Source organism: Pseudomonas sp. P5_A2_2, from assembly GCF_054177685.1.
This window is the reverse complement of the sequence record NZ_JBGCUL010000119.1, coordinates 1-10,573: the sequence shown is the minus strand read 5'-3', so window position 1 is coordinate 10,573 and position 10,573 is coordinate 1. Positions and strand designations below refer to the sequence as shown.

At 60.9% G+C, this 10,573-nt stretch carries 7 protein-coding genes and 2 pseudogenes; 6 read left to right on the top strand and 3 right to left on the bottom strand.

Translation table 11 applies throughout. The features are described 5' to 3' along the window. The 3 genes and pseudogenes from ACXRVY_RS10735 to ACXRVY_RS10725 form a co-directional block, all read left to right on the top strand. Window positions 1-72: pseudogene (locus tag ACXRVY_RS10735) on the top strand (threonine transporter RhtB); the annotation flags it as partial. Between the two features lie 162 nt (window positions 73-234). Continuing rightward, window positions 235-2,133, top strand: a complete 1,899-nt coding sequence (locus ACXRVY_RS10730; protein WP_223456483.1) for a cytochrome c/FTR1 family iron permease — start codon at window positions 235-237, stop codon at window positions 2,131-2,133. A 124-nt stretch (window positions 2,134-2,257) separates the two neighbouring features. Further along, on the top strand, window positions 2,258-2,713 hold the full coding sequence (locus ACXRVY_RS10725) for a YaiI/YqxD family protein (RefSeq protein WP_223456485.1): 456 nt from the start codon (window positions 2,258-2,260) through the stop codon (window positions 2,711-2,713). A gap of 133 nt (window positions 2,714-2,846) precedes the next feature. Here the strand turns inward: ACXRVY_RS10725 and elbB are convergent, their stop codons facing one another. Continuing rightward, window positions 2,847-3,515 carry an isoprenoid biosynthesis glyoxalase ElbB gene (gene elbB, locus ACXRVY_RS10720; protein ID WP_458237368.1) on the bottom strand — a complete coding sequence of 223 codons (669 nt, stop codon included), beginning with the start codon at window positions 3,513-3,515 and terminating at the stop codon, window positions 2,847-2,849. A 115-nt stretch (window positions 3,516-3,630) separates the two neighbouring features. Between elbB and ACXRVY_RS10715 the strand changes: the two genes are divergently transcribed. Beyond that, the gene (locus ACXRVY_RS10715) at window positions 3,631-4,866 is read left to right on the top strand and encodes a sterol desaturase family protein (RefSeq protein WP_458237367.1); all 1,236 of its coding nucleotides are present in this window, start codon (window positions 3,631-3,633) and stop codon (window positions 4,864-4,866) included. Here the strand turns inward: ACXRVY_RS10715 and ACXRVY_RS10710 are convergent. Further along, window positions 4,847-5,479 carry a DedA family protein gene (locus ACXRVY_RS10710; protein WP_223456492.1) on the bottom strand — a complete coding sequence of 211 codons (633 nt, stop codon included), beginning with the start codon at window positions 5,477-5,479 and terminating at the stop codon, window positions 4,847-4,849. The two genes, ACXRVY_RS10715 and ACXRVY_RS10710, sit on opposite strands and share 20 nt — an antisense overlap. A 205-nt stretch (window positions 5,480-5,684) precedes the next feature. Here ACXRVY_RS10710 and hemB point away from each other — a divergent pair, with 205 nt between their 5' ends. Both hemB and ppk1 read left to right on the top strand, forming a co-directional pair. After that, on the top strand, window positions 5,685-6,698 hold the full coding sequence (gene hemB, locus ACXRVY_RS10705) for a porphobilinogen synthase (protein ID WP_223456495.1): 1,014 nt from the start codon (window positions 5,685-5,687) through the stop codon (window positions 6,696-6,698). An 18-nt stretch (window positions 6,699-6,716) separates the two neighbouring features. Next, window positions 6,717-8,858, top strand: a pseudogene (gene ppk1 / locus ACXRVY_RS10700) (polyphosphate kinase 1); the annotation flags it as partial. A gap of 125 nt (window positions 8,859-8,983) precedes the next feature. Here ppk1 and ppx read toward each other — a convergent pair. Then, window positions 8,984-10,486 (bottom strand): exopolyphosphatase, encoded by a 1,503-nt coding sequence (gene ppx, locus ACXRVY_RS10695; RefSeq protein WP_223456500.1) that lies wholly within the window; start codon window positions 10,484-10,486, stop codon window positions 8,984-8,986. Window positions 10,487-10,573: the final 87 nt, after the last annotated feature.

Below are 10,573 nucleotides of genomic sequence, written 5' to 3'. Positions count from 1 at the left end.
AATCGGACCTTTGCCGGACTATTCATCGGTGCGGCAGCATTCATGGCGACGCTGCGCAAAGCTGCGATCTAAGCCCGCGGAAATCCAGGAGGGCGACCCATGAGGTCGCCTTTTTCATTGGTGTATCAATACCTTGGAGAGCCCGTGATTTCACCGGAAGTCCCGACAATGCTTGAGCGAAACCCGTTGGGCGTTAACAATATGTAACTTCGTTTTTCCAACTGAGATTCATTCATGATTGCCCCCTCCCGTTTGCTGGCCTGGTTGCTGCTGCCGCTGTTCGCGGCGTGCAGCGTTCAACTGCTGGCCGCCCCCGCCGAAGGTGCGCCGCAGGCGCTGCACTTGCTCGATTACATCGGCGCGGATTACCCGGACACGGTGCAGGCGGGCAGCATCACGGACCAGGCCGGATTTCGCGCGCAGCAAGAATCGGTCAAGACGCTGGAAAGTCTGATTGAAGCCCTGCCAGCCAAACCGGAAAAGACGGTGCTGGAGCAAAGCCTGACCGCGTTGGGTAACTCCATCAGTACCCGTCAGGACGGTGCCGACGTCACTCGCCAGGCTCGGCAACTGGGCGCGAAGCTGGCCGTGGCCTATGAAGTCAGCCAGGCCCCGGTCATTACGCCAGATCCGTCGCGTGGGGCGCCGCTGTACGCTCAGCATTGCTCGGTCTGCCATGGCGATTCAGGGGCCGGCGACGGCCCGGCGGGTGTCGGCATGACGCCACCGCCATCAAATCTGCGCGATACCAGACGACTGGATCGGCTGAGCCTCTACGCGATCTACAGCACCTTGGGCCAGGGTGTCGAAGGGACTGACATGCCGGCCTTTGCCGATCAACTCGATGATCGTCAGCGTTGGGACCTTGCCACCTATATCGCCAGCTTCAGTGTTGATCCGGCGACGGCCAAGGCTGAAAAGACCTACAACATTGCCGACCTGGCTCGTCAGACCCCGGCCGAAGTACAGGCCGCCGAAGGCCCGCAAACCGCCGCGACCTTCCGTGCCCAGCGGGCGCAACCGCCGCAGGTCAAGCGTGGCCCGGCACAACTGCTCGACTACACCGCAGCCACTCTGGACAAGAGCATCGCGGCGTATCGTGCCGGTGAGCATGACCAGGCTTATGACTTATCGGTAGCGGCGTACCTGGAAGGCTTTGAACTGATTGAAAGCTCGCTGGACAACGTTGATGCCAACACGCGTAAAGACACTGAAAAATCCCTGATGGCCTACCGTCAGTCGTTGCAGGATGGTCTGCCGGTGAGCGACGTCGAACAGCGCCTGGAAGCGGCCAAGGCCAAGTTGAAGGCATCGGCCGGCCTGCTCGGCAACGACGGTTTGAGCTGGTCGCTGAGTTACATTTCCGGCCTGCTGATTCTGCTACGCGAAGGTCTGGAAGCGATTCTGGTGCTGGCGGCGATCCTGGCTTTCCTGCGCAACACGGGTCAACAGGCGGCGGTGCGCAGCGTCAACGCCGGTTGGGGACTGGCGTTTCTGGCGGGGCTGGGTACCTGGGCGCTGGCAGCCTATGTGATCGATGTCAGCGGTTCGCAGCGCGAATTGCTGGAAGGTGCGACGGCGTTGTTTGCCAGTGTCATGGTGTTGTGGCTGGGCGTGTGGATGCATGACCGTCGTCACGCGGCGGCCTGGCAGGATTACATCAAGACCAGCCTGGTGGGTGGCGGTGGGCGTTTCGGCTTTGCGACCCTGGCGTTTTTCTCGGTGTATCGCGAACTGTTCGAAGTGATTCTGTTCTACGAAACTCTGTGGTTGCAGGCGGGTCCGGCGGGGCATAACGCGGTGCTGGCCGGCGGGGCCACGGCGCTGGTGCTGCTGGTCGGCCTGGCCTGGGTGATTTTGCGCGGTTCGGCGAAGCTGCCGCTGGCGCTGTTCTTCAGCATCAACGCCGGTCTTTTGTGCGCCTTGTCGGTGGTGTTTGCCGGGCATGGCGTGAAAGCGCTGCAAGAAGCCGGGATCTTCGGCACGCGGCCGGTGCCGTTCTTTGATTTCGACTGGCTGGGGATCCATGCCGATGCGTATTCGCTGAGTGCCCAGGCTTTGGCGATCATTGCGATTGTCGTGTTGTATGGTCGTAGCCGGGTGGTTGAGGGGCGGCGGGTGCAGGTTTCCTGAAAAGCATTCGCTTCGCTCACTTTCGCGGGCAAGCCACGCTCCCACATGGGCGATGTGTATCCTGTGGGAGCGTGGCTTGCCCCGGGCGGCGTTCCGACGATGCTTTTCAACAGAGGAAAATTCAATGCGTGTGTGGATCGATGCCGATGCCTGTCCGCGGGCAGCCAAGGATCTGGTGGTGAAGTTCGCCCTCAAACGCCAGTTCGAAGTGGTGCTGGTGGCCGGACAGCCGCAGACCAAACCGGGGCTGGCACTGGTCAAGTTGATCGTGGTGCCGAGCGGTCCGGATGCGGCGGACGATTATCTGGTGGAACACGCGGTGCCCGGTGAGCTGGTGATCTGTAGCGATGTGCCGCTGGCCGATCGTCTGGTGAAGAAGGGCGTGGCGGCGCTCGATCCGCGGGGCAAGGAGTTTGATGCGCAGAACATGGGAGAGCGGCTGGCGGTGCGCAACCTGTTCACCGATTTGCGCGAACAGGGGCAAATGGGCGGTGGACCGGCACCCTTTGGCGAACGTGAGAAGCACGCGTTTGCCAATGCGCTGGACCGGATTCTCACTCGTTTGGCGCGCAAATCTTAAGACCAGTGGTGGACCCTGTGGGAGCGAGCTTGCTCGCGATAGCGGACTTACAGACAACATCAATGTTGAATGTGCTGGCCCCATCGTCGGAACGCCGCCCGGACCAAGCTCGCTCCCACATTTTTGAACCGTGTCAGGCATCGTTTTCGTGGGTCAGTTCGAGCACGCGGTCCACGAGTTTGTTGATGCCGGACGCCACCTCACTGATCGATTGCGCCAGCATGTAAGCCGGTGTGCTCACCAGTTTGCGTGCCTTGTCCTCGACGATGTCACTGACCGCGCAATCGGCATGGGTGGCGCCCATCTTGTTCATCGCGGCAGCGGTGTCGGTGTCATTGCCGATGGTGCAGGTGACGCCGGGGCCGTAGATCTTTGCCGCCAGGGCTGGGGAGATACACATCAACCCCACCGGCTTGCCGGCCTCGGCAAAGGCTTCGGTCAGTGCCAGGACATCCGGTTGAACGGTGCAGCCAGCACCTTCGATGGCGAAGTTGGACAGGTTCTTGGCCGAGCCGAAGCCGCCGGGCACGATCAGCGCATCGAACTCATCGACGTTCGCGTCACGGATATYCTTGATGTTGCCCCGGGCTATCCGTGCCGACTCCACCAGCACGTTGCGCGATTCGGGCATTTCTTCGCCGGTCAGGTGATTGATCACATGCAACTGCGCGATGTTCGGTGCGAAACACTGCACCTGGGCACCGCGCTGGTCCAGACGCAGCAGGGTGATGACGCTCTCGTGGAGCTCGGCGCCGTCGTACACGCCACAACCGGAAAGGATCACTGCAACTTTTTTGCTCATGGGCTTTTCTCCAGATTCATGGCGTTAAATGTCCACTAATTTGTCACTCGTTGCCATAGGGTTAATTCACGGCTACACATAGCATCTGTCCTCAAGATTCCGGTCAGGGCGCGTCATGGACTTCATTCTGTATGCGGTGCCGTTTTTCTTTGTGCTGATCGCCGTCGAACTGCTGGCCGACCGTTGGCGCGGGGTAAGTAATTATCGGGTGGCGGACGCGATCAACAGCATCAGCACCGGCGTGCTGTCGACCACCACGGGGTTGCTGACCAAAGGCGTGGGGCTGGTGACCTACGCGTTCGCCCTCAAGTACCTGGCGCTGTTCGAACTGTCGGTCGACAGTGTGTGGGTCTGGRTGTTCGCCTTTGTCTTCTATGACTTCTGCTACTACTGGCTGCACCGCATGGGCCACGAGCGCAACATCCTCTGGGCCGCCCATTCGGTGCATCACCAGAGTGAGGACTACAACCTGTCCACGGCGTTGCGCCAGACCAGTACCGGATTCCTGCTGAGCTGGATTTTCTATCTGCCGATGGCGGTGTTCGGCGTGCCGCTGCTGGTGTTCGTCAGCGTCGCGGCGCTGAACCTGCTGTACCAATTCTGGGTGCACACCCGGCACATTCCCAAGCTCGGCTGGTTCGAATGGTTCTTTGTCACGCCATCCAATCATCGGGCTCACCATGCACAGAACGCTCTCTACATGGATCGCAACTACGGCGGCGTGTTCATTATCTGGGACCGTCTGTTCGGCTCGTTCCAGGAAGAAGACGACAACGAGCCGGTGATTTTCGGCGTGACCACGCCGCTGGCGAGCTGGAATCCTGTGTGGGCGAACGTGCAGTTCTACGCGCAGTTATGGGCAGATGCGCGGCGTGCCGAGAGCACCTGGGACAAGCTGCGGATCTGGTTCATGCGCACCGGTTGGCGCCCGGCGGACGTGGCGGCCAAATACCCGGTGAACAAGCCGGACCTGAGCCAGTTCCGCAAATTCGAGGTGCCGCTGGACGGGCGTCAGCAGCTCTACGTCTTGTTGCAGTTCTGCGCCTACATCGCGCTGGGCAGCTACTTGATGAATCTTGAGCCGAAACTGCCAGTCGCCGCCCTGATGTTGGGCTGGGGGGTGGTGGCGTTCGGTCTGTTTGTGCTGGGCGTGGCCCTGGAGAGTCGCCCGTGGGCGTTGAAGCTGGAGTGGGTGCGGCTGGCGTCGAATCTGCCATTGGTATGGCTGGCCCCGATGGTGGGGTTGTGGCCGGCCAGCGCGGTGGGCTGGGTCGGCCTGCTCAGTTACAGCCTGTTCAGCGGCATCGGTCTCTACTGTTGCAGGAACCGCATCACTCGGTTGGCGTCGTAGGGCCTTCGGTATTGGTCTGTGCAGCTTTCAGGGCTTGTTCGTCGGCATAGACCTGCTTGGCCAGGCGGGCATTCTTGAAGCGCCGGCGCAGCCACAACACGAAGCCCAGGGCCAACAGGGCACCGAGTACCCAGAGTTCGTACTTCTTCACACTGCCGAGCATGCCTTCGAGCACGGCGCCGAAATGGTACGCGGCCGCCGCCAATGCGGCGGCCCAGATCGCCGCGCCAATTCCGTTGAGCAGCAGATAACGGCCCGGCGGATAGCCTGACAGCCCGATGGCCACCGGCATCACCGTACGCAAACCGTAGACGAAGCGGAAGCTCAGCACCCAGATGTCCGGATGCTTGCGAATGTGTTCCAGCGCCCGGTCGCCCATCATTTGCCAGCGCGGTTTGCGCGCCAGCAACTTGCGCCCGTGCTTGCGCCCCAGGAAATACCACAGTTGGTCGCCGGCATAGCTGCCGAAGAAGGCCACGACCACCACCAGGTTGATGTCCATGTATCCACGGAACGCGAGGAAGCCCGCGAGTACCAGAATGGTTTCGCCTTCGAAGAACGTGCCTAGGAAAAGGGCAAAATAGCCGAAGTCATGCAGAAATTGTTGGAGCATTGTCTGGGTGCTGGCGAAATGAACGCGCAGCCTAACCCTTCGGACACATTCAGGAAAGTGTCCAAATGTGTCTCGACGTGAACATTTCCTACAAGGACAATGGAATGCGGCTACCTGTCGCAGCGTGCACATAACTGTCACACGTTCGTCATAATGGCCGCTTATAACTGTCACGCTCGCACGTCTGCGGGCTCAGGAGTCTGCCGTGAGCTTTACCCCCGCCAATCGTTTGTTCCCCGCAACCCGCCTGCGCCGCAACCGTCGTGACGACTTCTCGCGTCGTCTGGTCCGTGAAAATGTCCTGACCGTCGATGATCTGATCCTGCCTGTATTCGTGCTGGATGGTGAAAACCGTCGCGAAGCGGTGGCCTCGATGCCGGGCGTCGAACGCCTGACCATTGACCTGTTGCTGGAAGAGGCAGCCAAGTGGGTCGAACTGGGGATTCCGGCGCTGGCGCTGTTCCCGGTAACACCCTCGGAGCTCAAGTCGCTGGACGCCGCCGAAGCGTGGAACCCGCAAGGCATCGCCCAACGCGCGACCCGTGCGCTGCGTGCGCAATTCCCTGAGCTGGGCGTGATCACCGACGTCGCCCTGGACCCGTTCACTACCCACGGCCAGGACGGCATTCTTGATGAAGAAGGCTACGTGCAGAACGACATCACCGTCGACGCACTGGTCAGGCAAGCCCTGTCCCATGCCGAAGCCGGCGCCCAGGTCGTGGCGCCATCGGACATGATGGACGGCCGCATCCAGGCGATCCGCGAAGCCCTCGAGGTGGCAGGTCACGTCAACGTGCGGATCATGGCCTACTCGGCCAAGTACGCCAGCGCCTATTATGGCCCGTTCCGCGATGCGGTCGGTTCGGCGCTGAACCTGGGCAAGGCCAACAAGGCCTCCTATCAGATGGACCCGGCCAACAGCAACGAAGCCCTGCACGAAGTGGCGGCGGACTTGTCAGAAGGTGCAGACATGGTCATGGTCAAGCCAGGCATGCCGTACCTGGACATCCTGTGCCGGGTAAAAGAAGAATTCAAAGTGCCGACGTTTGTTTATCAAGTCAGCGGCGAATACGCCATGCACATGGCGGCAATCCAGAATGGCTGGTTGAGCGAAGGGGTTATCCTCGAGTCCCTGACCGCTTTCAAACGTGCAGGGGCAGATGGCATCCTGACGTACTTTGCCGTTCGTGCCGCTCAATTGTTACGAGAGCAGAAATAGCCCTCCCAGGAACATTCGATGAATACCGAAGTACTCACTGAAGTTGCCGTTAAAGACGCTCAACCCGTGGTGGAGCAGGTCGACGAGACCCCGCCGGAGCTGGAGCCAGCTCCGCCCGCGGCGGTCGTCGAAACCGCTGCCGCTGCGCCAGCGCCGGCGGTGGCCATTCCCGGTCTGGATGACAGCAGCCTGTACATCCACCGCGAGCTCTCGCAACTGCAGTTCAACATCCGCGTGCTGGAGCAGGCGCTGGACGAGTCCTACCCGTTGCTGGAGCGGCTGAAGTTTCTGCTGATATTCTCCAGCAACCTGGACGAGTTCTTCGAAATTCGTGTCGCCGGCCTGAAGAAGCAGATCACCTTCGCCCGTGAACAGGCTGGCGCCGATGGTCTGCAACCGCACCAGGCCCTGGCCCGCATCAGTGAACTGGTTCACGGTCACGTCGATCGCCAGTACGCGATCCTCAACGACATTCTGTTGCCGGAGCTGGAAAAACATCAGGTCCGCTTCATCCGTCGCCGCTACTGGACGACCAAGCTCAAGACCTGGGTGCGTCGTTATTTCCGCGACGAGATCGCACCGATCATCACTCCAATCGGCCTCGACCCGACGCACCCGTTCCCGTTGCTGGTGAACAAGAGCCTGAACTTCATCGTCGAGCTCGAGGGCATCGACGCCTTTGGCCGCGATTCCGGCCTGGCGATCATCCCGGCGCCACGCCTGCTGCCGCGCATCATCAAGGTGCCGGAAGAAGTCGGCGGCGCAGGCGACAACTATGTGTTCCTGTCGTCGATGATCCACGCCCACGCCGATGACCTGTTTCAGGGGATGAAGGTCAAGGGCTGCTACCAGTTCCGCCTGACCCGGAACGCCGACCTGGCGCTGGATTCCGAAGACGTCGAAGACCTGGCCCGCGCCTTGCGCGGCGAACTGTTCTCCCGTCGCTACGGCGATGCGGTGCGCCTGGAAGTGGCTGACACTTGCCCGAAACACCTGTCCGACTACCTGCTCAAGCAGTTCAACCTGAGCGAGACCGAGTTGTATCAGGTCAACGGTCCGGTGAACCTGACGCGGCTGTTCAGCATCACTGGCCTCGACAGCCAGCGCGAGCTGCAATACCTGCCGTTCACCCMGCAGATTCCGAAACTGCTGCAAAACAGCGAGAACATTTTCAGCGTGATCAGCAAGCAGGACATCCTGCTGCTGCACCCGTTCGAGTCGTTCACCCCGGTGGTCGACCTGCTGCGCCAGGCCGCCAAGGACCCGCACGTATTGGCGGTGCGCCAGACGCTGTACCGTTCCGGCGCCAACTCGGAAATCGTCGATGCGCTGGTGGATGCGGCGCGTAACGGCAAGGAAGTCACGGCGGTGATCGAACTGCGTGCGCGGTTCGACGAAGAATCCAACCTGCAACTGGCCAGCCGTCTGCAAGCGGCCGGTGCAGTGGTCATCTATGGCGTGGTCGGCTTCAAGACCCACGCCAAGATGATGCTGATCCTGCGCCGCGAGGCCGGCGAGATCGTGCGTTACGCGCACCTCGGCACGGGTAACTACCACGCCGGCAACGCCCGCCTGTACACCGACTACAGCCTGCTGACCTCCGACGATGCCTTGTGCGAAGACGTTGGCAAACTGTTCAGCCAGTTGATCGGCATGGGTAAGACGCTGCGCATGAAGAAGTTGCTGCATGCGCCGTTCACCCTGAAAAAGGGCATGCTCGACATGATTGCCCGCGAGACCCAGTTCGCCCTCGACGGCAAACCGGCGCACATCATCGCCAAATTCAACTCGCTGACCGATCCGAAGATCATCCGCGCGCTGTACAAGGCCAGCCAGTCAGGCGTGCGCATCGATCTGGTGGTGCGTGGCATGTGCTGCCTGCGGCCGGGTATCACCGGGGTTTCCCACAACATCCACGTGCGTTCGATCATTGGCCGCTTCCTGGAGCACACCCGGGTCTTCTACTTCCTCAATGGCGGTGACGAGCAGATGTTCCTGTCCAGTGCCGACTGGATGGAGCGCAATCTCGACAAGCGCGTCGAGACTTGCTTCCCGGTGGAAGGCAAGAAGCTGATCATGCGGGTCAAGAAAGAACTGGAGTTGTATCTGACCGATAACACCCACAGCTGGAGTCTGCAGTCGGACGGTCGTTATGTCCGTAACACGGTTGACATCAATGTTGGCTGATCCGACGCCATCGCGAGCAGGCTCGCTCCTACAGGTTTAGCTGTGTCTGCAGAATCTCGAATACAAAAAAGGCCTTCCGAAGAAGGCCTTTTTCAATTTCAGCGTGCGTTCAGCACAATATCGACGCGAGTGAGCCATTCCGCTTCGATGGCGAAGTCGGCCTGGGTCAGCTGGTTTTCGTCCAGCCAGTTGTCCGGGAACACCACTTCCAGGCTGTTGCCATAGGCGTTCAGTTCCACCTGGGGCATTTGCTGGGTGCCACGGATGTGGTGGAACAGGATCGCAAATCGCAGCAGCACGCACAGGCGAATCAGCTTGGTGCCGTCATCGCCGAACTCGGCGAACTTGTCCTTGGGAATGTTGCGACGATGGCCGCGCACCAGTAGCGCGAGCATCAACTGGTCTTCGCGGGAGAACCCGGCGAGGTCGGAGTGCTCGATCAGGTAGGCGCCGTGCTTGTGGTACTGGTAGTGAGCGATGTCCAGGCCCACTTCATGGACCTTGGCCGCCCAGCCGAGCAGTTCGCGCCAGACGCCGTCTTCCAGATCCCAGTCCGCGGCCACCTGATCGAACGCATGCAGCGCCTTGCGCTCGACCCGTACCGCTTGCTCTTGATCGACGTGGTAGCGCTCCATCAGCGAAGTGAGGGTGCGCTCGCGCACGTCTTCGTGATGATGGCGGCCCAGCAGGTCATAGAGCACGCCTTCGCGCAGGGCGCCTTCGCAGTGATCCATGCGTTGCAGTTCGAGGGCATCGAAGATCGCTTCGAGGATCGCCAGGCCGGCCGGGAAAATCGCCCGGCGATCCGGTTTGATTCCTTCGAAATCGATTTTCTCGACATCGCCCAGCTTGATCAGTTTGCGCTTGAGCCAGGCCAGGCCTTCGGCATTGACCTCGCCGGTGCCGTGGCCGCCAGCCTTCAGCGCCAGACCGATGGCGCGGATGGTGCCCGAGGAACCGATGGCTTCATCCCAGGTCAGGCGGTGCAAGGCGTGCTCGATGCTCATGATCTCCAGCCGCGCCGCGGTGTACGCCTGGGCGTAACGGGCCGGGGTGATCTTGCCGTCCTTGAAATAGCGTTGGGTGTAGCTGACGCAACCCATCTGCAGGCTTTCGCGCAGCAGCGGTTCGAAGCGCTGGCCAATGATGAATTCGGTACTGCCGCCGCCGATGTCGGCCACCAGGCGCTTGCCCGGGGTATCGGCGAGGGTGTGGGACACGCCGAGGTAGATCAGGCGCGCTTCTTCACGACCGGAAATGACTTCCACCGGGTGGCCGAGGATTTCTTCGGCGCGACGGATGAAGTCGGCGCGGTTGCGGGCTTCACGCAAGGCGTTGGTGCCGACGATGCGAACGGCGCCGGTGGGCATACCGCTGATCAGTTGGGCGAAGCGCTTGAGACAGTCGAGCCCGCGCTGCATGGATTCTTCGCTGAGATGGCGTTCTTCGTCGATGCCGGCGGCCAGTTGAACCTTCTCCCCGAGACGTTCGAGAATACGGATTTCACCGTTCTGGGCCTTGGCCACGACCATGTGAAAGCTGTTGGAGCCCAGGTCGATTGCGGCGATCAGGGACAGATTCTTGGCTTGGGATTGCGGCATGGTCAGGAGTCTCGGTCGATAACCTCGACATCGTGCCACGATCAAGGGCTGGCGCCAACGCACAGTGTTCAATGCCTTGATCCAGTG

Excerpts from the sequence above, each read along its gene's own strand:
- ACXRVY_RS10730 (WP_223456483.1), top strand. The coding sequence starts at position 235 with ATGATTGCCCCCTCCCGTTTGCTGGCCTGGTTGCTGCTGCCGCTGTTC.
- ACXRVY_RS10725 (WP_223456485.1), top strand. The coding sequence starts at position 2,258 with ATGCGTGTGTGGATCGATGCCGATGCCTGTCCGCGGGCAGCCAAGGAT.
- ACXRVY_RS10710 (WP_223456492.1), bottom strand. The coding sequence starts at position 5,479 with ATGCTCCAACAATTTCTGCATGACTTCGGCTATTTTGCCCTTTTCCTA.
- ppx (WP_223456500.1), bottom strand. The coding sequence starts at position 10,486 with ATGCCGCAATCCCAAGCCAAGAATCTGTCCCTGATCGCCGCAATCGAC.